Below are 22,250 nucleotides of genomic sequence, written 5' to 3'. Positions count from 1 at the left end.
TAATGGAAAAACCAACCGAAAAAACCGCGATACAAAAGCTACAGGAAAAGTTGTTCGAATTTTTACGCAGCCGGCGGGACGATAGGGGTCTCATGGCTGACATGCGTTGCGTCCTGGTAGACGGCAAACGTCATCGCGCTTGGCCATATCTCGGACGTTTCGGGGGTATTGGCGACACGCATCTTGCCCGGACCGTGCAGACCGTCGCCGGTCTGTACGCCACCCATCCGGAAGAAACGTCCGAAGGCGATTTCGGCGCGCTGTGTCGGGCATTGCTGAGAGAGGAGGAGCGCAAGCAGCTTGCCACGGCGGAAGGCGTTGGCCCTATCTCCCGCCGTTTTCAGCATTTGCTAGCGGCGGAAGACGAGGAAATTTTTGATCGGATCATTCGTCTCGTGCTTCGGGCCAAGGCGGAAGACATTCCGGTTAACTATCAACGACTGTTCGAAGACCTGCTCAACTGGCAGTATCGTACCGAGCGAGTACGGACGGAATGGGCGCGCAGTTTCTGGGCACCGATGACGGAACCGGAGGAAGCCTCATGAGTTGGCTGGCAAGGGCTCTGATTGAACCCGATTTGGCTGCTTATCGACGCCTTGAACTTACCGATAGCTATGCTTGGCATCGGGCGGCTTGGCAGGCATTTCCAAAACTGGACGGCCAACCGCGCCCGTTCCTTTCCCGGCTCGACTCAGGGCCGGATGGTTTCACTTTACTGCTGCTTTCTAAAGAGCACCGTCCCGAACGACCGGACTGGTGTCCGGAAGAATGCTGGGCAGTGAAATCCATTACCCCGGAATTTCTGGGCCATCGTCAATACCGCTTCGATTTGCGAGCCAATCCCACTCGCAAGGTGTTGAAGTTCGATACGAATGGCGAACGCACCAAGAACGGCCGTCGCAAACCACTCACTCGTATCGATGAGCAATCCGAGTGGCTACGACGGAAAGCAATGGAATCCGGCTTCAATGTACTCGAAGCTCCAGAAGTAGGGTTCTGCCAAGATCAGGTCTTCCGCAAGAGAAACGGACATGGCGTCCATACCGGCGTGCGTTTTCGCGGAGTGCTCGAAGTCACCGATCAACAACAATTTGAAGAAGCATTTTATAAGGGCATAGGTAGCGCCAAAGGCTTCGGCTTCGGCATGTTGCTGCTGCAACCCGTTCGAATTTAATCAAGAGCAATAACAAAGGAATCGATCATGAAGCATCTCGAACTGCATATCCTGCAATCCTTTCCCGTCGCCTGCCTTAATCGTGACGATCTCAATTCTCCCAAGACTGCCATTTTCGGTGGAGTACAGCGGGCGCGCGTATCCAGTCAATCCTGGAAGCGAGCAATTCGGGAGTTAGCAACGGAAATCAACCCTCGCTTTCAAGGCCAGCGCACGCGGCTTATCGTAGAACCTTTGCGCGATGCATTAATTGCTGAAGGCATTGCCGAGGTAGACGCACTCGATAAAGCAAAAGCGCTGGCTGATGCACTTTCAAAATTTGATGTTGATACGGAGAAAAAAACGGGGAAACTCAAGGTAAAAACCCTTTTCTTCACCTCACAGGCCGAACTCGAAGCATTAGCGCGGGCTTTTCACGAAACCGGCGATGCAAAGAAAGCTATCAAGAAAGCCGCTTCATCCGAAATTCTCAAAGATGCTGCCGATATTGCACTTTTCGGGCGAATGGTCGCCAACGACCATTCGCTCACGTTAGAAGGCGCGGCTTTATTCAGCCATGCCTTGTCTACCCACAAAGTCGATAATGAAATCGACTTCTTCTCTGCCGTGGACGATTGGCAGCCCAACGAGGAATCCGGCGCGGGTATGACTGGCACTTTGGAATTCAATTCCGCCACCTATTATCGTTTTGCCGCGTTAAATATAGATATGCTTGCGGATAAGGATCACCTGCAAGCGTTGTCCCGCGAGGAGAGGCAGGAAGTCGTGCGTAGCTTCATCGAAGCCACACTCAAGGCAATTCCAGGTGCTCGCAAAAATTCGATGAATGCTGCCACCCTGCCGGGCTATGTACTTGGCGTAGTGCGTAGTAGCGGCCACCCCGTGCAACTGGTTAATGCCTTCGAGAAACCTATACGCGCTTATGGCGGAAAGGGCTTGTTCGAAGCTTCGCTGGATGCGATGAAAAACGAACGCGAAAACCTTAACAGCACTTGGGGTTTGGATAAGAGCGAACTCTTCAATGGAGCAATTCCCGACTTGAGCCTTGCTGAATTCCTGTATAAGGCGTGCGCTCATGTCGATTGAAATTGCTCATCTCGCCTTACGGCTAGAAGGACCACTTCAAGCCTGGGGTTTCAATAGCCAATACAACCGACGTAACTCCGGCCTGCTTCCCACAAAAAGCGCCATTCTAGGCATGTGTCTTGCCGCTTTGGGAATCCCGCGTGGTTCCGTAGAGGAGAAAACGTTGCTTGAACAATGCACAGGACTGCGACTGCTGACGGTAGCCGTTCCACGCTGGATAAAATACGGGGACAAGCCCGCAGAATTGATAGTTCGGCGCATTACCGATTACCACACGGTGCAGAATACGAAGACGGCTGACGGGAAAATCAAGGATACTCATCTTACTTACAGACAATATTTATGTGATGCCTCTTTTGCCTGTGTACTGTCAGGCAATATCTCGCTCATTAATTCTTTTGGGCAAGCATTGGAAAATCCTGTATGGGGCGTTTGGCTAGGCCGGAAAGCCTGCATTCCCACGGCACCGATATACGGCGGCATTTTCGCCAACGAACCGGATGCCTTACTTTCTCTGTTGGGGGATCAACCGCTGGAAGCGTTTACCCACCAACGCGAAGTAGAGTACTTCGATGAAGGTACCGACTCGTTGCCGGATCAACCGCTGTGCTTTGCAGCACCGGATGGAATCCGGAAGTTCGTCCCGCGCCGGGTTGCCCTTAAAGAAGCGGTGAAGTGAATGCATCGGCCCCGCCAAAGCCTTCGGTTGCGGTTTGCTGCTGGTGAAGCGAACTTAATGTGTATACATGGTGTGTGAAACTCTTCTCCACCATTACGGAGGCAGAATATGCCGCATCGGATCAATATCGTTCTCGATGACTCTGTTCGGGCACAGCTGCAGGAGATTCCCCAAGGCGAGCGCAGCAAGATAATCAATGAATCTTTGGCCGAAACTCTCGCCAGACGGGGACGGATGGAAGCGTTTGCCCGAATTCGCGAGAGAAGCAAAAGCCTGGAGCCTTTAGAAATGAGCGCGGAGGAATGGAGCAGGCGGGACCGGGACAATCACGCGAATGTGTTGATGACCATGGGCCCGGGAGAACCGCTGTCAGCACCCGAATGGCAACGCCAAATCCCGGCATTGACGACCCGCCACCGCGTCACCTTCTACGATGCGGCCCATCATGCTCTTGCCATCGTCAATGAAGGCATCTTTGTCACTGCCGACGAGAAATACCTCAAGACCGTGGGCGACGATAAGCACGCCGTGCACTTGAAGGACTGGAGATGACCGATCTCCTCCCTCCCCTCAAACCCATCGCCATGAAAGAGCGCGTCTCCCTTATCTTCATCGAATACGGCGAGATCGACGTGCTCGACGGCTCGTTCGTGGTGATCGACAAAACCGGCGTGCGCACTCACATTCCGGTCGGCTCCATCGCCTGCATCATGCTGGAACCCGGAACGCGGGTGTCGCATCGCGCTGCGGCGCTGGCGGCGCGGGTCGGAACCTTGCTGGTCTGGGTGGGCGAAGCCGGCGTTCGGCTTTACGCTTCGGGGCAGCCTGGCGGCGCGCGCTCCGACCGTCTTTTGTATCAGGCCAAACTCGCTCTCGATGAAGAGGCCCGGCTCAAGGTGGTGCGCAAGATGTACGAGTTCCGCTTCAACGAAAAGCCGCCGGAACGGCGCAGCGTCCAGCAGCTTCGCGGTATCGAGGGAGCGCGGGTCAGAAAGATGTACGAACTGCTCGCCAAGCGCTACGGCGTCACCTGGAAGCACCGCAACTACGACGCCGACGAATGGGGCTCGGGCGATCTGCCGAACCGCTGCGTCAGCGCCGCCACCGCTTGCCTTTACGGCATCACCGAGGCGGCCGTGCTGGCGGCGGGCTATGCGCCTGCCGTGGGTTTCATCCACACCGGAAAGCCACTCTCATTCGTCTACGACATCGCCGACCTCTTCAAATTCGACACCGTCGTGCCGGTCGCTTTCAAGATCGCCGCAGAGGCCCCGGCCAACCCGGAGCGGGCGGTTCGGCTGGCCTGCCGCGACATGTTCCGGAAATCCAAGCTCTTGGAGAAGATCATCCCGGCGATCGAAGAAATACTCGCCGCCGGCGGCCTGGAACCGCCGGAGGCACCGGAAGACGCCGTCGGCCCCGCCATCCCCAACCCCAAGAGTCTCGGCGATGCTGGTCATCGTGGTTGAAAACGTTCCTCCCCGGCTGCGCGGCCGCCTGGGCGTGTGGCTAGTGGAAATTCGTGCCGGCGTTTACGTCGGCGATTTGTCGAAGCGCGTGCGCGAAATGCTCTGGGCGCAGGTCGAGGCCGGCCTCGGCGACGGCAACGCGGTGATGGCGTGGTCCACCAACACCGAATCGGGTTTCGACTTCGTAACCCTGGGCAAGAATCGGCGCATGCCGGTCGAACTGGACGGCCTGAAACTGGTGTCGTTTTACCCGCCCGAACCGGCCGACGGGGAGGGGTAAGATGCTCTTTAACAACTTGGATTTTTCGTTTTCAAAGCGGCGATTGGCCGGTAGAATTTTGACCGGCGTTTTTTGCTATTTTTAACAAAGGGTTAGAAATGGTGTGTTCCCCACATGCGTGGGGATGAACCGATGTTGACATGTAGACAACTGCGGTTGTACGAGTGTTCCCCACATGCGTGGGGATGAACCGTCATAACGACGAATCTGCGGCATGTATAGAAAGTGTTCCCCACATGCGTGGGGATGAACCGCATTGAGGACCAAGAATCGGCTGGCGAATCGGGTGTTCCCCACATGCGTGGGGATGAACCGCCATTGAGCTAATGCGTAGTCGGATGATATTCGTGTTCCCCACATGCGTGGGGATGAACCGGGGCCGCACATTGAATACATGATTAAACGGCCGTGTTCCCCACATGCGTGGGGATGAACCGCGCGTTTGGCGTTTTCTAAATCCACCTGGTATGTGTTCCCCACATGCGTGGGGATGAACCGTTAGTGTTGGTGATAGTTCCGTTGGCGCACACGTGTTCCCCACATGCGTGGGGATGAACCGCAGGATACGGAGAGTACGACTGTTCTAAAATCGTGTTCCCCACATGCGTGGGGATGAACCGTCCAACAACCTGTTCGGGGAGTGGGTTAAAGAGTGTTCCCCACATGCGTGGGGATGAACCGAAAAGCGTTAGACGACAAGTGTCCCTTAAGCCGTGTTCCCCACATGCGTGGGGATGAACCGCCATTATGGAAGCCATTCCCTACTTACAGGAGGTGTTCCCCACATGCGTGGGGATGAACCGAGCCTAAGCTTTATTTTCCGCACCAGTTAGATGTGTTCCCCACATGCGTGGGGATGAACCGCAAATGCAAAACGAAAACACACGTAATCTTAGGTGTTCCCCACATGCGTGGGGATGAACCGGGCGGCAAGAAATGATGATCACGGTCGCCCACGTGTTCCCCACATGCGTGGGGATGAACCGGGAGTCGGAAATTCATGAGCGTGAAAGAGAGCGTGTTCCCCACATGCGTGGGGATGAACCGCCCTTGACGTTCGAACTCATCAATCATCCTCCGTGTTCCCCACATGCGTGGGGATGAACCGATTGCCAGCAATGTTGTTTCATCCTCCGGTGCGTGTTCCCCACATGCGTGGGGATGAACCGCGGCACGCGGCGCCCTGACGTCCTGGCAACCGGTGTTCCCCACATGCGTGGGGATGAACCGCAACGATCGGGCAGTCCGCGACGCAACAGACCGGTGTTCCCCACATGCGTGGGGATGAACCGATGCCCTCGACCAGATACACCTCGTCGCCGACGTGTTCCCCACATGCGTGGGGATGAACCGCGCATCATGAGTCAAAGCACGGCCCGCGATCCGTGTTCCCCACATGCGTGGGGATGAACCGACATTCGACGGGGAGGTATTCATTGAATTCGAGTGTTCCCCACATGCGTGGGGATGAACCGGGCCATGTATGCCGCGCCGTCCATCCAATCGTGTGTTCCCCACATGCGTGGGGATGAACCGTTCGGGAGCAGTACCGGGAGCAGTTCCGGGCCGTGTTCCCCACATGCGTGGGGATGAACCGAGAGAAGTCGCGCCGCTTGATCGGAATCGGACGTGTTCCCCACATGCGTGGGGATGAACCGCGGAGGGGTTAGCGATCGTAACCGGAGGCCGAGTGTTCCCCACATGCGTGGGGATGAACCGGCGCTCCTGGCCGCCCTGGAGGACGGCCGGTTGTGTTCCCCACATGCGTGGGGATGAACCGCCAGGCAAGTACCAGATCGGCGGCCGTTACAGGTGTTCCCCACATGCGTGGGGATGAACCGAACTTTTTCGTCTCTCAAAACGGCGGTCGAAAGTGTTCCCCACATGCGTGGGGATGAACCGAAATCGACATGTATGCGTCGGTCAATGGCGCAGTGTTCCCCACATGCGTGGGGATGAACCGACGGGCATCACGGCGAAGACGTCCAAGCCGCCGTGTTCCCCACATGCGTGGGGATGAACCGCACCCGTAACGGGATGATAGATTTCACCAAACGTGTTCCCCACATGCGTGGGGATGAACCGGGTCATCGCGGTTACAAAGCGTTGCGGGCTGCGTGTTCCCCACATGCGTGGGGATGAACCGAGCCAGCACGTTTTCAGGTTTATGCTCTTTCAGTGTTCCCCACATGCGTGGGGATGAACCGTTAAACACAACCGTGATCCCTCACATCAACTTAGTGTTCCCCACATGCGTGGGGATGAACCGACATTCGACGGGGAGGTATTCATTGAATTCGAGTGTTCCCCACATGCGTGGGGATGAACCGACAGATGATCGCTAGATAATCTGGGCTCGGGAGTGTTCCCCACATGCGTGGGGATGAACCGCTCAGCGTGCTAGACCGCCTATCCCCGATGCTGTGTTCCCCACATGCGTGGGGATGAACCGGAAACGGGGCGAAGGCGCGCATGTTCGACTTCGTGTTCCCCACATGCGTGGGGATGAACCGTCCATCGACTCCACCAGCGCAGCCATCGCCATGTGTTCCCCACGTGCGTGGGGATGAACCGCCATGGTCAGGTACCTCCATCGTGGTCCAGGGGTGTTCCCCACGTGCGTGGGGATGAACCGCCTGCCCGGAGCAGATCCGGGCAACCACCGGAGTGTTCCCCACGTGCGTGGGGATGAACCGAACCGTGGCATGTGCTCGTCTTCAAAGCGGCAGTGTTCCCCACGTGCGTGGGGATGAACCTGTCGTCCTGGTGTTACGACGCGGATGGTAAGCGTGTTCCCCACGTGCGTGGGGATGAACCGGACACCCCGGAAAACCCAGCCGCGAACGCGCCGTGTTCCCCACGTGCGTGGGGATGAACCGCAATCCCAACGGTCGGGAAATCGACAGTCAACGTGTTCCCCACGTGCGTGGGGATGAACCGCAGTGGGATGCGTCCGAAATCCGGATGCTGTAGTGTTCCCCACGTGCGTGGGGATGAACCGTGGGGCCACCGTCGAGCAAATTAACCTGGACGGTGTTCCCCACGTGCGTGGGGATGAACCACGCTCGAAACCGTTACGTTTTTTCCCTGACGCGTGTTCCCCACGTGCGTGGGGATGAACCGGCACTCCGATATATACCGGGTGGTATTCCACTGTGTTCCCCACGTGCGTGGGGATGAACCGTACCTCCAAGCGACGCAGTGGGGCGCGCTTAGGTGTTCCCCACGTGCGTGGGGATGAACCGCTGGCCGAGGCGCTGGATGTCATCATGGGGCGGTGTTCCCCACGTGCGTGGGGATGAACCGGCCGAGAACGTTGTCGCCGTCATCAACCGGCTGTGTTCCCCACGTGCGTGGGGATGAACCGCCATGCACAGCAGGAAGCTCCCCCTGCCGGATGTGTTCCCCACGTGCGTGGGGATGAACCGCGGTAGGCCGTCTCGCGGTACTCCGAATCGACGTGTTCCCCACGTGCGTGGGGATGAACCGGACTCGGTTTCGAAAGACGGGGATTGCGTTAAGTGTTCCCCACGTGCGTGGGGATGAACCGCGGGCGCTTGGGACTCCGTGCGCTCGGACTCGCGTGTTCCCCACGTGCGTGGGGATGAACCGCGGGCGCTTGGGACTCCGTGCGCTCGGACTCGCGTGTTCCCCACGTGCGTGGGGATGAACCGATCCGAATGACCCGCCTCAAACGGAACCGACGGTGTTCCCCACGTGCGTGGGGATGAACCGGCCTATGCCAAGGGCCCGCACGTGGAGTACATGTGTTCCCCACGTGCGTGGGGATGAACCGGACCGCCTAAGTTCCGGCAATCTCCGGCTGAAGTGTTCCCCACGTGCGTGGGGATGAACCGGGTGGTCTGTTCCACGGCACCCCAAGGACACCTCCCTGTGGCCTCAGCCAGCCCGCCCGTCCGGGGCGGGCGTTCGCGGCTCCTAAGCCCGCCGCTCACCCCCACGTGCGTGGGGATGAACCGGGTGGTCTGTTCCACGGCACCCCAAGGACACCTCCCTGTGGCCTCAGCCAGCCCGCCCGTCCGGGGCGGGCGTTCGCGGCTCCTAAGCCCGCCGCTCACCCCCACGTGCGTGGGGATGAACCGGGTGGTCTATTCCACCCCACCTCAAGGACACTTCCCTGTGGCCTCAGCCAGCCCGCCCGTCCGGGGCGGGCGTTCGCGGCTCCTAAGCCCGCCGCTCACCCCCACGTGCACGGCGAAAGCCGCCCGAAGGGTGCCGTACAAGAACGGTCCGGCATGATTCCGGACGCCAGGGACGAATGGAGCGGATCACATCCTTGTGCCCTGGATGCCGGCATTTCCGGTTTTACAATGCCTTTCCGAGAAGACAGGGCGCAAAACTCCAAACGATGCGGTTCGTGCCTCACCGCATCCTACATGCTGCCACCATCATCATCGCCGAATTCTGCCGGAGGGAAAAACTGCATTCCGGGTGCTCCTTCGACGATATTCAGGACGGGCTCGCCCTCGGTCCGCGCGCGACGTTTCCCACACGCCTCGTGGCGCCGGTGCGCGTCGCCCACGCGCCGAGAAGGTTCCGGGGTGCTTCCGGGGTAATGCCATCGGCTTGCGTCCTTCGAATTTCATACGTTGTTCTACCAGTTCAAGCCCCACCCGAAGTCCTTGATAATGTTCAGCCTGGAATGCCTGGAGCCCGCTGTTTTCAATTAGTTTGCAAATTTTCTGTTGCCGGATGCGCCCCCCGGCAAGATCCGTTCGGGGAGAGGGGCGACATCCTTCCGCCGACACCGCTTCGCCTTGTTCGAAACGATTGAGTACCCACATTCACGCCTCTACGTTCCGGATACCGTCAAAGGAGCCCCAAACTCGCACCCGATTTCCCGTCATTCCGGTGTCCGGGATGCCCAGGTCCATGAACTGCTGAATTCCCAAGAAAAAGTCGTAGAAGAATGGCTGGTCAAATCAAGCGCCTATTCTTAACCCGCTATGGTTCGGCGGTGCTGACGACATTTGCCGTACTGCCGGTGTTGAAGGCCTTGCAGCCGATTTTCGACGGAGCCCCTCCGCTACTTATTTTTCTGGTCGCCGTACTGTTCGCGACCTGGCTGGGCGGGTTTCGGGCCGGGTTCGCGACGACCGTATTGAGCGCCGTCGCCGGCGCCTACTTTCTGGAAGAGCCCTACAATTCGCTCTATGTCGAGACGGAACGAGAGCAGCTCCGCCTGGCGCTGCTGTTGACGGTCGGAACGCTGATGAGCCTGGTGGTCTCGCATCTGCGGGCGCTGGAGCGGAAGGCACTGGACGAAGTGCTTGAACGGAAGGCGCAATTGAAGGCCGAGATAGCCGAACATCGGCAGACCCGGGAGAGGCAAGCCGAGCTGGCGGAGCAGCTGGGCAATATCGTGGCCACGGTGCCGCTCGCCATTTGCTCGTTTCGACTACGGCCCGACGGCACGTCTTGTCTTCCCTACGCCAGCCCCAGGTGGACGGAAATCATCGGCATTCCGCCCGAAAGCGTAGCCGAGGATGCGGCTCCGGCCTTTGCCCTGGTTCATCCCGACGATCTCGAATACTTGCACGCCACGATGGCCGCGTCGGCGCGCACCCTGTCGCATTGGCGGGCAGAATGGCGGGTGAATCATCCGGTCAAGGGCGAAATCTGGGTCGAGGGGCGCAGCATACCGGAACTCGAACCGGACGGCTGCATTCTCGCTCACGGCTTCGTCCAGGACATTACCGAGCGCAAGAGAGCCGAGGAGGCGTTGCGCCGAAGCAATGAAGTGCTGTCGGTTCTGTTCGACGCAGTTCCGATACCGGTATGGATCGCCGAGGACGCCGGCTGCGCAACGGTAAGAGGCAATCCCGCGGCAGAGGCTTTCCTGGGCGTCGCTGCCGAATCAGAATTCGGCGGGACTGCGGAACGCCCGTCCGGGACGGACATCGCGCGCGCTCGGCCTGATATCCCGTCCCCCCCCGTCGAATCGGCGCTAAGAGAGGCTATCGCAACCGGCCGAACGGTCGAAGAAACGGCGCTGGAGTTCGTATTTCCCTCGGGCGAACGCCACTATCTCGCCGGCCGGGCAAGGCCGCTGTTCGATCGCGACGGCTCCGCGCGCGGGGCGGTCGCCGCCTTGGCCGACGTCACGCCGCTGGTGCTGGATTTCGTGCAATGCGAGACGCGGTTTCACGCCTTCATGGACAACAGTCCGGCGGTTTCCTGGGTCAAGGACGAAGAGGGGCGTTACGCGTATCTCAGCAGGACCTATCAGGAGCGGCTGCGGGTACGCTTGGAGGACTGGCTCGGGAAAACGGATTTCGAACTCTGGCCGCCGGAATTCGCGGCGCAATTCCGAAAGAACGATCGGGAAGCCCTGATTCTCGGTAAAACCGTCGAAATGACCGAGGAAGCGCCGGACACCGATGGAAAGCGCTGCTGTTGGTGGATTTTCAAGTTTCCCTTCCAGGATGCCGCCGGAAACAAATTCGTGGGCGGCGTCGGGCTCGATATCACCGAGAGCGAAAAAGCCCGGGAAGCCCTGAAAACCAGCGAAGCCTTGAATCGCGCCATACTCGACTCCCTGCTCGAGCACGTGGCCGTGGTGGACCACGAAGGAATTATCGTGGCCGTAAACCGGGCCTGGCGGCGCTTCGCGGCCGAAAACGGTCCGTACCCCGGAGCGCCGGTTGCGAACACGGAGGTCGGAGCGAATTACCTAAGGGTATGCCGAGCCGGTTCTGAAGTCGCTTCGGGCGGCGCACGGTCGGCATACGCCGGCATACTGAGCGTGCTGAAAGGCGAACGGGACAATTTCACGCTGGAATATCCCTGCCATGCCCCGGACCGGGAGCGCTGGTTCGTCATGCAGGTCACACCGCTGCAAGTGCCCCCCGGCGCGGCGGTGATTTCGCATACCAATGTCACCGAGCGCAAAAAAGCGGAGCAGATGCTCCGTGAAGCCGATCAGCGGAAAACCGAATTCCTCGCCATGCTCGGCCACGAGCTTCGGAACCCGCTGGCCCCGATCCGCAATGCCGTGCAGATCATGCGCAGGCTCGACCTCGACGATCCCAAGTTACGCTGGGCCCGCGACATCGTGGACCGGCAGGTGGATCACCTGGCCAGGCTGGTGGACGACCTCCTGGACGTGTCGCGCATCGTTCAGGGCAAGCTGAGCCTGCACAAGGCGCCGCTGGACATTGCCACGGTCATCCGGCGGGCGATCGAAACCAGTCATGCATTTATCGAAGCTCACGAGCATACCCTTTCGGTATCGATGCCCGAGGCGCCGATGCCGCTGGAAGGCGATCCGGTGCGGCTGACTCAGGTGGTGTCCAATCTGCTCAACAACGCGGCCAAGTACACCCGGCACGGCGGCAGGATCTGGCTGACGGTGACCCGCGACGGCGGCGACGCGGTGATTTCGGTGCGCGACACCGGAGAAGGCATTCCCGGCAATCTGTTGCCCTATCTGTTCGATATCTTCACCCAGGGCCAGCGTACCCTGGACCGGGCGCAGGGCGGGCTGGGCCTGGGTTTGACCATCGTCCGGAAAATCGTGGAGCTGCACGGCGGCAGAATAGAGGCGAGAAGCGAAGGACTCGGCAAAGGCAGCGAGTTCGTGGTTTGGCTGCCGCTTATTTCCACACTTTCATGACTTTGTAGCCCTCCCGTTCCGCCAGGGTTTTCCCGCTCCCCGCCAACCCTCGGATCGTCTCTTCGTAAGGCAGATGCCGATTCGCGACGAAGTAGAGGCAGCCGCCGGGCCTGAGAGAGGTCAGCGCCGCGCGGATGAACGCCCGGCCCAGACCGGGCTCCGCGTCGCGGCCGGCGTGAAACGGCGGGTTCATGACGACGAAGTCGAGGCGCTCGACGGGCAGCCCCGCGGTAACGTCATGCCAGTGGAAATGCAGCCGGACCGAGGAAGCGAATCCGGCCAGGTTGAGACGGGCGGCTTCCAGGGCCTTGTGCTCCGCCTCGAACAGGTGCAGCTCGGCAACCGCGGAAGATCGGGCCAGCAGCGTGCGGCTCAAATACCCGTAACCGGCGCCGAGGTCGGCCCCGCATCCTGCCAGGTCATCGGGCAGATATTCGGCGAGCAGGCGCGAGCCGGGATCGATGCGGTTCCAGCTGAATACGCCGGGACGGCTCACCAGGTCCGTTCCCGGTATCGGCTGAAGTTCGCCGCCCCGCAGCCACGACGCCATCAGCGCTCGGTCGAGCCGTGCCGATGCCTTGGCTCCCCAAAATACCCGGCATTTGTGCTTGCTGAACGACTGAACGCCGCCCAGGAGTTCCGCACAGCGTTTTTCCAGCGAGGACGCGCCCAGGTCGTTGGCGGCGGTGACCACCAGCGATCCGCCCTCGTGCAGCTGGGATGCCGCTCGCGCCATGTGGTACAGGGTTTCTTCCTTGTGCTTGGTTGCGAAAACGATGCAGAGACCGGCCGGCGCATCGGAATCGGTGACCACCTCGACACCGAGTCCGGCCAAAGCTTCGGCATCAGGCTTGTAGGTCTGCCGGCACAATACCGTACGTCCGGCGAACCGCCGGAGATAATCGCCGGGCACGGCACGGAAGATCAGAATGTCGCCTTCGCTTTGGAAAGCGTGTTGATCGAGAAATTTGTCCAGGGCCGAAGCTTGGGGATTCATGAGATATCGGTGTGGGAAGTGGGGTAACTGTCGGAACGAAGCGTTTTTCACTTCGTCATGCCGTAGGCCGGCAACCGCGCCGGGAAGGGATTCCCGGCCTACCCAGTCCGCATCGCTCGAACACGTTGCTCGGCCATCCTGTGTCGACGACGGATTTTTCATTTTTGCCCGCCCTATTGGTAGTATACAGGCATACGGTCCCATCCCGTTTCCGCGAGAACCCATGTCCAGCCCGGTCAAACTCCCCTATTTCGACGCCCTTCTGAATCTCCTGGATCAAGGCCATCCCGCCTTGGAACAGGCTTTCGGACGCCATGTCCATTGGGGATACTGGCCCGAACCCGAGCTGGCGGACGGCTCCCCGGAGGATTTCGCGCTGGCGGCCGAGCGGCTTACCGAACGGGTTTATACGGCGGCCGGGGTCCACGGCGGACAGCGCATCCTGGACGCGGGCTGCGGCTTCGGCGGCACGGTCGCGAGCCTCAACGGCCGATTCCGAAACATCGACCTTTCCGGCCTGAATATCGACAGGCGCCAGCTCCGGCGCGCGGAACAGCGCGTTTCCGCAGAGCCCGGAAGCGTTTTGAACTGGATCCAGGCCGACGCCTGCACCCTGCCTTTCGCCAACCGGAGTTTCGACACCGTTCTCGCCGTCGAATGCATTTTCCATTTCCCGAGCCGGAAGCGGTTTTTCGAAGAGGCCTACCGGGTATTGAAGCCCGGCGGACGGTTGGCTCTGTCGGACTTCGTCCCGACGCGCTTGCTGCGTCCCGCCATGAGCTTCGCCTCCCGCTGGCCGGCTTCGGCCGGTTTTTACGGACGCTGCAAGTTTCACAACACCTTGCGGGACTATCGCCGCCTGGCCGAGGAAACCGGATTCATCGTTCGGCACGAACAGGACATTACCTCCAACACCTTGCCCACTTACGATTTCGTGCGGAAGCTGGCCAAGGACATGAACGTAAAAACGGTGTCGGCCATCATCGAGACCCTGTTCGCCGAATGGGCGAGCCGCCTGGGGCTTCTGCGCTATTTGGTGCTGGCTTTCGAGAAACCCGGCTAAGGAACTGTTCGGTCGAGGCGTCAAGTTCCGATTCCGGTGTAGGTTTTTGAAGGCGCCCAGGTTTCGTGCTGCCAAAGAGGACCCCGTGAAACCAGAAATTTGGGACTTGACTGGGCTATGAGAGGGTGGGTTAGGCCGCAAGGCCATAACCCACCGATTCGACGTCACTCGGTGGGTTATGCGGAGCCTGTCGAAGGGCCTGTCCTGAGCCTGTTGTCGAAGGGCTAAACCGCCATCGATGGGTTTCGCTTCGCTCTACCCATCCGATTAAGGTTCTCTCAAATGCCGAATGGAATAAGCTACGGCCGGGTGCGGCCGCGGAACCGACGAGTTGCGGCGCGCGGAAAATCCGGCGAGCATAAAAAGGTTGTGGCAGTGCGCGCCCGACCCACTCTACAATCGTTTCCTTGTGAAACGTGAGTTATTGTCGGCAAACGCACGGGGAACTGTTCGGGTCCTAGACAGTCCGATCGAGCGATCGACTTTTCGGGAAATATCCGAATCCATCCGTTTTCCGGGATTTACGTCTGTCGAGCCATTATTATCGTCTCGATATGATTTAATAGCGGGCTAAAGTCTTAACGAGCTTCAATCGATTCCATGAATTGGCAAGATTTTTTTTCCATGGGCGGCTACGGCTTTTATGTGTGGACGTCCTACGGTTTGATGTTTGTCGTTTTGGGCCTCAATCTGTTCTGGGCGGTTCGCCGGAAATCCGAGGTCATCAAGAGCATCGCGCGCCGGGCGAAGCAGGAGGGTAGACGGACATGACCCCGCGCCGCCGCCGCATGGTCGTGGTCGGGCTGATTCTGGTCGGCGTCAGCCTGGCGACGTTTCTCGCCCTCACCGCATTCCAGAAGAATCTGCTGTATTTCTATACGCCGTCCCAGGTTGCCGCCGGCGAGGCGCCAACGGGTTACCCGTTCCGCGTGGGCGGACTGGTGGTCGAGGGCAGCGTCCAGCGCGAACCGGACAGCCTGACGGTACGCTTCTCCGTCACCGACGGAACCTCTACGGTTCCCATCCATTACAGCGGAATCCTGCCTGATTTGTTCCGGGAAGGCCAAGGCATCATCTCGGTCGGACAAATCAATACGGCCGGCGTGTTCGAAGCCAGCGAAGTGCTCGCCAAGCACGACGAAAATTACATGCCGCCCGAAGTTGCCGACGCGCTGAAGCAAAGCGGTCAGATGTCCGGCAGTTATAAGGATTACCGGAAATGATCGCGGAACTGGGGCATATCGCCTTGATCATGGCGCTGTTCATGGCGCTGTTGCAGTCGGTGTTTCCGCTGCTGGGCGCGGCCCGGGGCGTGCCGGTGTGGATGGCGATGGGACGCGCCGCCGGGCGTGCTCAGTTTTTCTTCCTGGCCGCGGCCTTTGTCTGTCTGATCGGGAGTTTCGTAAACCACGATTTTTCCGTGCTCTACGTGGCGCGGAACTCCAATACCGCCCTGCCCCTTTATTACCGCATTTCGGCCACCTGGGGCGCCCACGAGGGCTCGATGCTGCTCTGGGCGTTGATCATGGGGCTATGGACGGTGATGGTGACGATCTTCAGCCGCAGCCTGTCCGAGGAGTTCCTGGCGCGCGTCCTGGGTGTCATGGGGCTGATCAGCGTCGGCATCCTGCTGTTCATCCTGCTGACCTCCAATCCCTTCGAGCGCCACTTCCCGCCGCCCGCCGACGGCAACGACCTCAATCCGCTGCTGCAGGACGTCGGCATGACGGTTCATCCGCCGATGCTGTACATGGGCTACGTCGGGCTCTCGGTAGCCTTCAGCTTCGCCATCGCGGCCCTGCTCGGCGGTTCCCTGGATTCGGCCTGGGCGCGCTGGTCGCGGCCCTGGACCCTGATCGCCTGGGTGTTCCTGACCTTCGGCATCGTGCTCGGCTCCTGGTGGGCCTATTACGAACTCGGCTGGGGCGGCTGGTGGTTCTGGGACCCGGTGGAAAACGCCTCGTTCATGCCCTGGCTGGTCGCGACCGCCCTGCTCCACTCGCTGGCAGTCACCGAAAAGCGCGGCGCTTTCAAGGCCTGGACCGTGCTGCTCGCTATCTTCGCCTTTTCGCTGAGCCTTCTCGGAACCTTCCTGGTCCGTTCCGGCGTTCTGACCTCGGTGCACGCCTTCGCCTCGGACCCGGCGCGCGGGCTGTTCATTCTGGTTTTCCTGGCCATCGTCGTCGGAAGCTCGTTGCTGCTTTACGCGGCCCGGGCGCCGACGGTCAAGGACCGGGTGCGCTACAGCTTCGTGTCCAAGGAGAATCTTCTGCTGCTGAACAATGTCCTGCTGGTCACGGCCGCCGCCAGCATTCTGCTCGGAACGCTTTATCCCCTGGTCCTCGATGCCTTGCAACTCGGCAAGATTTCGGTCGGTTCGCCGTATTTCGCCAGCGTGTTCGGCCCGCTGATGGCGCCTATTTTTCTTTTGGCCGGCATCGCGCCGATGTTCGCCTGGCGCGAGGCCGACCTCGGCAAGATCGGGCGGCGCGTGCGCTATGTGCTGCTCGGAAGTCTGGTGCTGGGCGTGGTGTCCACCGCGCTATTCTGGGACGCCAAGGACATCAAGACCATGGCGGGACTCGGCATGGCGTTCTGGCTCGCGGCCAGCGCACTGTTAAGCCTCTGGAACCGGGTCCGTCTGCGCGAATCCGCGATTCAGGGCCTCAAGACGCAGTCCCGCAGCGTCTACGGCATGACCCTGGCCCATATCGGCATCGCGGTATTTCTCACCGGCGTCGTCCTGTCCGACCGCTACAGCGAGGAAAAAATCGTGCGGCTCGCGCCGGGCGAGTCCTCGGCGCTGGGCGATTACACGTTCACCTTCAAGGGCGTGACCGAGGTGCAAGGCCCCAATTTCATCGCTCAGCAAGGTGACTTCCGTGTGCAGCGAGGCGACCGGGAGGTGGCCGAACTCCGGCCGCAAAAGCGTGTTTACCGCGTACAGCGCAATACCATGACCGAAGCGGCGATCGATCCGGGCCTTACCCGCGATCTCTATGTCGCGCTCGGCGAGCGCATGGATGCCGGCGCCTGGAGCGTGCGGCTCTATTACAAGCCGTTCATCCGCTGGATCTGGCTGGGCGGATTATTGATGATGACCGGCGGCCTGTTCTCCGCCGCGGATCGCCGCTACCGTTTGGCGACCCGCCCGGCGGAAGCCTGGAGCGCGTCGGCGGAAAGCAAGCCGGCGTGAGCGTAAAGATCACCAGCGTTGAGCATGGGGAAGCCACCCGTTTGTAGTCACGTAGGGTGTGGTGAGGCACGAACCGCACCGATCTTGCTCCGGCTTGCTGTCGTTCGGGAAGCGAACGCTTCCAGGGTAGCGTTCCCAGCCGGGAGATTGGGAACGAGCGTATACTCACCAACTATTTTTGCCGATTTATAGATCGTACGTCCCATCTCGTAACCGCATCTTCATAACCCATCATGCGCTATCTCATTCCATTGGCCGTGTTCGCCGTCATGGTGATCTTTCTCGGCATCGGTCTGACCTTGAACCCCAGGGAGGTACCCTCGCCGTTCATCGGCAAACCCGCGCCCGCGTTCGCCCTGCCCCAGGTGGCGGACGCCGGCAAGACGCTGGGCACCGACGATCTCAAGGGCCAGGTGAGCCTGGTGAACGTCTGGGCGTCCTGGTGCACCTCCTGCCGGGAAGAGCACCCGGTGCTGCTGCAACTCGCCAGGCAAAACATCGTTCCCATTTACGGCCTCAACTACAAGGACGAGCGGGATAACGCCCTCGCCTGGCTGCAACGCTTCGGCGATCCCTATACCGCCAGCGCCTTCGATCCCGAAGGCAAGACCGGCATCGACTGGGGCGTGTACGGCGTGCCGGAAACCTTCGTCGTCGATCGCGACGGCATCATCCGCCATAAACAGACCGGGCCGATCACGCCGGAAATCCTGGAAAACAAACTGCTGCCCCTGATCCGCCAATTACAGTCCAAATCTTCATGATGCACCGGTTACTGCCGTTCCTTCTGATTCTTCCCTTCACCGTTCAAGCCATCGAGATCCGCGAGTTCGACGATCCGGCCAAGCAACAGCGCTACGAAAACCTGATCGAAGAGCTTCGCTGCCTGGTCTGCCAGAACCAATCCCTGGCCGATTCCGACGCGGATCTTGCCAGGGACCTGCGGGACGAGGTCTACACCATCATCCAAAGCGGCAAGAGCGAACAGGAAGCGGTCAAATTCCTGACCGACCGCTACGGCGATTTCGTGCTCTACCGCCCGCCGTTCAAGATGACGACGGCTTTTCTGTGGATCGGCCCGTTCCTGCTTCTGGCCGGCGGCGGCGCTTTTCTCTGGCGCCAGGTGAAGCGCCGTAACACCGGCGAAGACCTGGAACTGACCGATGAAGAAAAGAAGCGCCTGGAGCGGCTTCGAAACAATCTCGAAGGGTAAATATCGATGATGGGGTTCTGGCTTTCGGCCATACTGCTCTTGACGCTCGGCTACGTCTTTTTTCTTCCGGCCATCCTCGGCAAGACCGACGGCGGGCGGATCAACCGGGCGAAACTCAATCTCCTCCTCCACCGGCAGCGGCAAACCGAGCTCGCCCAGGAAGCGGCAAGCCCCGAGGACCTGGAACGCCTGACCGCGGAATCCGAGCGGAATCTGCTCGGGGATCTCGAGGCTGCCGAAGAAGCGAAAGCGCCGTCGAGCACCCGCGGACGCCGGGCCGTCCTCGCCAGTCTCGCGGTCGTGCCGGTATTGGCCTTGACGCTTTACCTCGCGCTCGGCCGCATCGACCTGATCGGCGCACCGGCGCCGAACAACATGGCCGAGGTCCAGGACAGCATACGCCAACTGGCGGAACGGCTGGCCAAGCAGCCGAACGATCCGGAGGGCTGGGTATTGCTGGCCCGCTCGCTGCAGGCGACCGATCAGCCGGACAAGGCGGTGACGGCCTATGAGTTCGCCATGAAGCTCGTGCCCGAGGACCTCGACGTCAAGGCCTTGTATGCCCAGGCACTCGCGGAAACCCACCAGGGCAGCATGGCCGGCAAGCCGACCGAAATCGTCGACGAAATTCTTAAGAAGAATCCGGATCACCAGACCGCGCTCTGGATGGCCGGAATCGCCGCCGCCGAACGGAAGGACTCGGCCAAGACCGTGGAATACTGGGAACGGCTGAAAAAGCAATTCGCGCCCGGCAGCGAAGAGGCCAAGCAGATCGCGGGATACATCGCTCAGGTCCAGGGCCACTCCGCGCCGGCCGAGCCGCCGGCACCCGCGGCAGCTGCTGCGGGCAAACAGATCCGCGTTACGGTGAGCCTGGCGGAAAACCTCAAAACCCGGGTTTCGCCGGACGATGCCCTGTTCGTTTTCGCCCGCGCGGCCGAAGGTCCGCCCATGCCTTTGGCGGTGGTCCGCAAGCAGGCCAAGGACCTGCCGGTGGAAGTGGTGCTGGACGACTCCATGTCCATGATGCAGGGCATGACGCTCTCCTCGGTCGACCGCATCGTGGTCGGTGCACGCATTTCCAAGAGCGGACAACCCAAGGCCGAAGCCGGCGATCTGCAGGGAATGAGCGAAGCCTTGGCTCCGGAAGACCAGGGAAACTACAAGATCGTCGTCGACCGGGTCGTCGGTGAGGAGCCGGGGCGCTAGACCGTTTTCATCTCGCTCATACGGCCTAACGGGCTTGGCGGAAGTGGTTGGCGCCGTCGGTCAGGGTAAATCGACTCGAGTAATTCGTAGGTCGGCAATCCCTTGCCGACACAGACGCTCGGCCGGGCCGGGGCGTCGGGAAAGGATTCCCGACCTACCGGGTGCACGGTCGTAGGTCGGCAATCCTTTGCCGACAAACCCATTGGCCCAACGACGGCGCCGGGAACGGACTCCCGCCCTTGCACGTTCCCGGAGGGTAGAGATAAAAATACTCTAGGCCGCTTTTCGGTTTGCCGTAGCACCCCTGGGAACTGTTGTCAGAGCGGACAAACCGCCGTCGGTCGCCTCCCTTTGCCGAAAAATGCGTCTTCAGATTGCGCGATACCCGCTTAGTTCCGGCACTTTAGCTTCAATGAATTGATGTTGCGGTGAAAATTCAGGTCGCCAAGGTGATGTTGCTTGGCACCGGGTCCGAAAGTGATCTTCAGATCCTGGGCACTCGCGATGTCCTTTTCGCCCCAGGCCTGGAGCTCGTAAGGATGGTTGATCGGCCCCTCGGGATCGTCCTTGAATCCTTCCTGCCGAAACGCATAAACCTCGGCGTCCAGACCGACAACCAGGCTTTCGATTCGGTTGCTCCAGTCCTCGCCGTTCAGTGACTTGAGGTTGGACAGCTCGGCCGGCCCTTTCAGGCGAACATGGGAACCCTGATAATCGGCCTTGTCGTAAAGATCGAGCCAGCACTCCTTCCCGGCTGCCATCGAACTCGCGGAAGACAGCACGGCCGCCAGAAAAAGAGACGACGTGGACCGGCCAAGCCTGGGAGCGAACTTGGTGTACATGGCAAACTCCTTATGTTTCGAAGGTTGGTCTGCAAACAGCCGCAACGGACCGTCGATAACGCCCTTCCCTGGCACGCAGCCCCGCAGACTTGGAGTCCCTCCTGACCTTACGAGTTCCTACACTTTGCCAAGCCTGGCTCCGTTATTGACTTTCGGCCGGCGGCTCGGGGTCAGATTACGCTTGCGATCCCGGCTCGGCAAGGCTCGCGATTCGGCCGCATCGTTCCGATTTCTTGCAGCCGAGGCCGGACCCGCCCAACCGGGGAATCGGCACTCGCGGTCGGGAATCCGTTCCAGGCGGCATACGGTCCGATCGAGCGCCTTCGTCGGCAAGGGATTGCCGACCTACGACCGTGCGCCCTGTAGATACTGTTATCCGGGTCAAGTGCCATGGAGTGCTGGATCGAAGGGTTTTCCGGACTTGAGGACGCCGAAAGCGACCTGGAGGAGCTTGCGCATCATGGCACCGATGATGAGCTTGGCGGGCTTGCCCGAGAGCGCGAGCCGGTTCTTGAAGGGCTGGCCCCAAGCGGTCTTATACAGGATCACCATAGCCGGCATGTAGAGGGCTTTGCGCAAGAAGGCATGGCCGACTTTGGACAGCCGCGGCTTGGTTTTCACGCTCGTTCCGGACTCCTGCCGGCGCGGGTCGAGCCCGGCGAAGGCGACGGCTTGTCGGCTATTGGCGAAGCGGCTGGGCTCGGCATAGAAGGCGAGCAGAATGGCGATGGTGCGTTCCCCGATACCGGGGATGCTCTCGAGTAATTCGCGCTTTCCCTTCAGATCGGGGTTAGAGTCGATGTGCTCATTGATGGTTTTGATCAGGCTCTTGATCTGCTGATCGAGCCAATTCAGGTGTTCTTGAATGTTGGTGCGCACCGCGTCCCGGGCGACCTCCAGGCGGTTACTTTCCTGGGTCCGCAGGGCTTGCAACGCATCCAGACGCAACACGAGCGCGCGCAAGGCGATTTCGGCTTCGCTTCTCGCCTGCCAGGGAGGCGGATGGCGTTCGGCGCAAAATTCGGCGATGAGGCGCGCATCGACGGCATCGGTTTTGGTCCGGGTTAAGCGGGAAGCGGCATAGGCTTTGATTTGGGCGGGGTTGATGACGCTGACAGTGAACCCTTGGGTAGCCAAGCACTGGGCGACGTCTTCCCAATACACCCCAGTGGCTTCCATGCACACGTGAACATTCCGTGCCTCTGGGCCGGTGAGCCAAGTGACGAGGGTGGCGAACCCGTCTTGGGAGTTGGCGATGACTTTGGTTCGGAACTTCCCGTTGGGGAGGCGTAACGCGCAGTCCAGTTTGGCTTTGGCGACGTCAATTCCGAGATAAAACGTGGGCATCATGAACCTCAAATGATCTACCTTGTGAATGCGGGCTGCCGGCAAGCCGGGCCGAAGAT

19 protein-coding genes and 1 CRISPR repeat array are annotated in these 22,250 nt (G+C 60.2%); of the genes, 16 read left to right on the top strand and 3 right to left on the bottom strand.

The features are described 5' to 3' along the window. The first annotated feature begins 2 nt into the window (after positions 1-2). The 9 genes from casB to sS8_RS21920 all read left to right on the top strand — a co-directional run bounded on the left by casB (position 3) and on the right by sS8_RS21920 (position 12,324). Positions 3-545: a type I-E CRISPR-associated protein Cse2/CasB gene (gene casB / locus sS8_RS21955; RefSeq protein WP_119631632.1), complete on the top strand. Its 543-nt coding sequence runs from the start codon at positions 3-5 to the stop codon at positions 543-545. Beyond that, positions 542-1,174 carry a type I-E CRISPR-associated protein Cas6/Cse3/CasE gene (gene cas6e / locus sS8_RS21950; protein WP_170161209.1) on the top strand — a complete coding sequence of 211 codons (633 nt, stop codon included), beginning with the start codon at positions 542-544 and terminating at the stop codon, positions 1,172-1,174. The genes casB and cas6e overlap by 4 nt, the downstream gene beginning before the upstream one ends. Positions 1,175-1,201: 27 nt before the next feature. Continuing rightward, the gene (cas7e, locus tag sS8_RS21945) at positions 1,202-2,260 is read left to right on the top strand and encodes a type I-E CRISPR-associated protein Cas7/Cse4/CasC (RefSeq protein WP_119631630.1); all 1,059 of its coding nucleotides are present in this window, start codon (positions 1,202-1,204) and stop codon (positions 2,258-2,260) included. Beyond that, on the top strand, positions 2,250-2,939 hold the full coding sequence (cas5e, locus tag sS8_RS21940; RefSeq protein WP_119631629.1) for a type I-E CRISPR-associated protein Cas5/CasD: 690 nt from the start codon (positions 2,250-2,252) through the stop codon (positions 2,937-2,939). The genes cas7e and cas5e overlap by 11 nt, the downstream gene beginning before the upstream one ends. Positions 2,940-2,943: 4 nt before the next feature. After that, positions 2,944-2,997, top strand: coding sequence for a hypothetical protein (locus tag sS8_RS30070; RefSeq protein ID WP_408631181.1), 54 nt, complete (start codon positions 2,944-2,946; stop codon positions 2,995-2,997). 50 nt (positions 2,998-3,047) lie between these two features. Continuing rightward, entirely contained in the window at positions 3,048-3,491 is a 444-nt protein-coding gene (locus tag sS8_RS21935; RefSeq protein WP_119631628.1) for a PIN domain-containing protein, read from the top strand. Continuing rightward, positions 3,488-4,408: a type I-E CRISPR-associated endonuclease Cas1e gene (gene cas1e, locus sS8_RS21930; RefSeq protein ID WP_119631627.1), complete on the top strand. Its 921-nt coding sequence runs from the start codon at positions 3,488-3,490 to the stop codon at positions 4,406-4,408. Before sS8_RS21935 ends, cas1e begins: the two co-directional genes overlap by 4 nt. After that, positions 4,389-4,688, top strand: a complete 300-nt coding sequence (gene cas2e, locus sS8_RS21925; RefSeq protein WP_119631626.1) for a type I-E CRISPR-associated endoribonuclease Cas2e — start codon at positions 4,389-4,391, stop codon at positions 4,686-4,688. The genes cas1e and cas2e overlap by 20 nt, the downstream gene beginning before the upstream one ends. 103 nt (positions 4,689-4,791) lie before the next feature. Further along, positions 4,792-8,545: a CRISPR direct-repeat array (repeat unit 29 nt; unit sequence GTGTTCCCCACATGCGTGGGGATGAACCG). A 1,073-nt stretch (positions 8,546-9,618) separates the two neighbouring features. Beyond that, on the top strand, positions 9,619-12,324 hold the full coding sequence (locus sS8_RS21920) for a PAS domain-containing sensor histidine kinase (protein ID WP_119631625.1): 2,706 nt from the start codon (positions 9,619-9,621) through the stop codon (positions 12,322-12,324). Here sS8_RS21920 and sS8_RS21915 read toward each other — a convergent pair. Further along, on the bottom strand, positions 12,305-13,321 hold the full coding sequence (locus sS8_RS21915) for a class I SAM-dependent methyltransferase (RefSeq protein WP_170161208.1): 1,017 nt from the start codon (positions 13,319-13,321) through the stop codon (positions 12,305-12,307). The genes sS8_RS21920 and sS8_RS21915 overlap by 20 nt on opposite strands. Positions 13,322-13,544: 223 nt before the next feature. Between sS8_RS21915 and sS8_RS21910 the strand changes: the two genes are divergently transcribed. From sS8_RS21910 to ccmI, 7 genes are all read left to right on the top strand, one after another. Beyond that, positions 13,545-14,384: a class I SAM-dependent methyltransferase gene (locus sS8_RS21910; protein ID WP_119631623.1), complete on the top strand. Its 840-nt coding sequence runs from the start codon at positions 13,545-13,547 to the stop codon at positions 14,382-14,384. Between the two features lie 600 nt (positions 14,385-14,984). Next, a complete protein-coding gene (ccmD, locus tag sS8_RS21905; RefSeq protein ID WP_119631622.1) occupies positions 14,985-15,155 on the top strand; it encodes a heme exporter protein CcmD in 171 nt (56 codons plus the stop codon). Continuing rightward, on the top strand, positions 15,152-15,607 hold the full coding sequence (ccmE, locus tag sS8_RS21900) for a cytochrome c maturation protein CcmE (protein WP_119631621.1): 456 nt from the start codon (positions 15,152-15,154) through the stop codon (positions 15,605-15,607). Before ccmD ends, ccmE begins: the two co-directional genes overlap by 4 nt. After that, positions 15,604-17,580 carry a heme lyase CcmF/NrfE family subunit gene (locus sS8_RS21895; protein WP_119631620.1) on the top strand — a complete coding sequence of 659 codons (1,977 nt, stop codon included), beginning with the start codon at positions 15,604-15,606 and terminating at the stop codon, positions 17,578-17,580. Before ccmE ends, sS8_RS21895 begins: the two co-directional genes overlap by 4 nt. A gap of 233 nt (positions 17,581-17,813) precedes the next feature. Continuing rightward, entirely contained in the window at positions 17,814-18,344 is a 531-nt protein-coding gene (locus sS8_RS21890) for a DsbE family thiol:disulfide interchange protein (protein ID WP_197716603.1), read from the top strand. Then, positions 18,341-18,793: a cytochrome c-type biogenesis protein gene (locus tag sS8_RS21885; RefSeq protein WP_119631618.1), complete on the top strand. Its 453-nt coding sequence runs from the start codon at positions 18,341-18,343 to the stop codon at positions 18,791-18,793. The genes sS8_RS21890 and sS8_RS21885 overlap by 4 nt, the downstream gene beginning before the upstream one ends. Before the next feature lie 6 nt (positions 18,794-18,799). After that, on the top strand, positions 18,800-20,002 hold the full coding sequence (ccmI, locus tag sS8_RS21880) for a c-type cytochrome biogenesis protein CcmI (protein WP_119631617.1): 1,203 nt from the start codon (positions 18,800-18,802) through the stop codon (positions 20,000-20,002). A gap of 389 nt (positions 20,003-20,391) precedes the next feature. On the opposite strand, the gene sS8_RS21875 is transcribed toward ccmI, so the two are convergent. Next, on the bottom strand, positions 20,392-20,844 hold the full coding sequence (locus sS8_RS21875) for a beta/gamma crystallin domain-containing protein (RefSeq protein WP_119631616.1): 453 nt from the start codon (positions 20,842-20,844) through the stop codon (positions 20,392-20,394). 381 nt (positions 20,845-21,225) lie between these two features. Beyond that, complete coding sequence (locus tag sS8_RS21865) at positions 21,226-22,191, bottom strand: IS110 family RNA-guided transposase (RefSeq protein WP_084161956.1); 966 nt, start codon at positions 22,189-22,191, stop codon at positions 21,226-21,228. Between the last annotated feature and the right edge of the window lie 59 nt (positions 22,192-22,250).

It is taken from the genome of Methylocaldum marinum (assembly GCF_003584645.1).
Taxonomy (GTDB): Bacteria; Pseudomonadota; Gammaproteobacteria; order Methylococcales; family Methylococcaceae; genus Methylocaldum; species Methylocaldum marinum.
This window is presented reverse-complemented; position numbering and strand designations above follow the sequence as displayed.

Bases quoted from the DNA above. Each gene is read 5' to 3' on its own strand.
- sS8_RS21895 (WP_119631620.1), top strand. From the start codon at position 15,604: ATGATCGCGGAACTGGGGCATATCGCCTTGATCATGGCGCTGTTCATG.
- cas7e (WP_119631630.1), top strand. From the start codon at position 1,202: ATGAAGCATCTCGAACTGCATATCCTGCAATCCTTTCCCGTCGCCTGC.
- sS8_RS21910 (WP_119631623.1), top strand. From the start codon at position 13,545: ATGTCCAGCCCGGTCAAACTCCCCTATTTCGACGCCCTTCTGAATCTC.
- sS8_RS21915 (WP_170161208.1), bottom strand. From the start codon at position 13,321: ATGAATCCCCAAGCTTCGGCCCTGGACAAATTTCTCGATCAACACGCT.
- cas2e (WP_119631626.1), top strand. From the start codon at position 4,389: ATGCTGGTCATCGTGGTTGAAAACGTTCCTCCCCGGCTGCGCGGCCGC.
- casB (WP_119631632.1), top strand. From the start codon at position 3: ATGGAAAAACCAACCGAAAAAACCGCGATACAAAAGCTACAGGAAAAG.
- ccmI (WP_119631617.1), top strand. From the start codon at position 18,800: ATGATGGGGTTCTGGCTTTCGGCCATACTGCTCTTGACGCTCGGCTAC.
- sS8_RS21885 (WP_119631618.1), top strand. From the start codon at position 18,341: ATGATGCACCGGTTACTGCCGTTCCTTCTGATTCTTCCCTTCACCGTT.
- sS8_RS21890 (WP_197716603.1), top strand. From the start codon at position 17,814: ATGCGCTATCTCATTCCATTGGCCGTGTTCGCCGTCATGGTGATCTTT.
- sS8_RS21920 (WP_119631625.1), top strand. From the start codon at position 9,619: ATGGCTGGTCAAATCAAGCGCCTATTCTTAACCCGCTATGGTTCGGCG.
- sS8_RS21875 (WP_119631616.1), bottom strand. From the start codon at position 20,844: ATGTACACCAAGTTCGCTCCCAGGCTTGGCCGGTCCACGTCGTCTCTT.
- cas6e (WP_170161209.1), top strand. From the start codon at position 542: ATGAGTTGGCTGGCAAGGGCTCTGATTGAACCCGATTTGGCTGCTTAT.
- sS8_RS21935 (WP_119631628.1), top strand. From the start codon at position 3,048: ATGCCGCATCGGATCAATATCGTTCTCGATGACTCTGTTCGGGCACAG.
- cas1e (WP_119631627.1), top strand. From the start codon at position 3,488: ATGACCGATCTCCTCCCTCCCCTCAAACCCATCGCCATGAAAGAGCGC.
- ccmD (WP_119631622.1), top strand. From the start codon at position 14,985: ATGAATTGGCAAGATTTTTTTTCCATGGGCGGCTACGGCTTTTATGTG.
- ccmE (WP_119631621.1), top strand. From the start codon at position 15,152: ATGACCCCGCGCCGCCGCCGCATGGTCGTGGTCGGGCTGATTCTGGTC.
- cas5e (WP_119631629.1), top strand. From the start codon at position 2,250: ATGTCGATTGAAATTGCTCATCTCGCCTTACGGCTAGAAGGACCACTT.
- sS8_RS21865 (WP_084161956.1), bottom strand. From the start codon at position 22,191: ATGCCCACGTTTTATCTCGGAATTGACGTCGCCAAAGCCAAACTGGAC.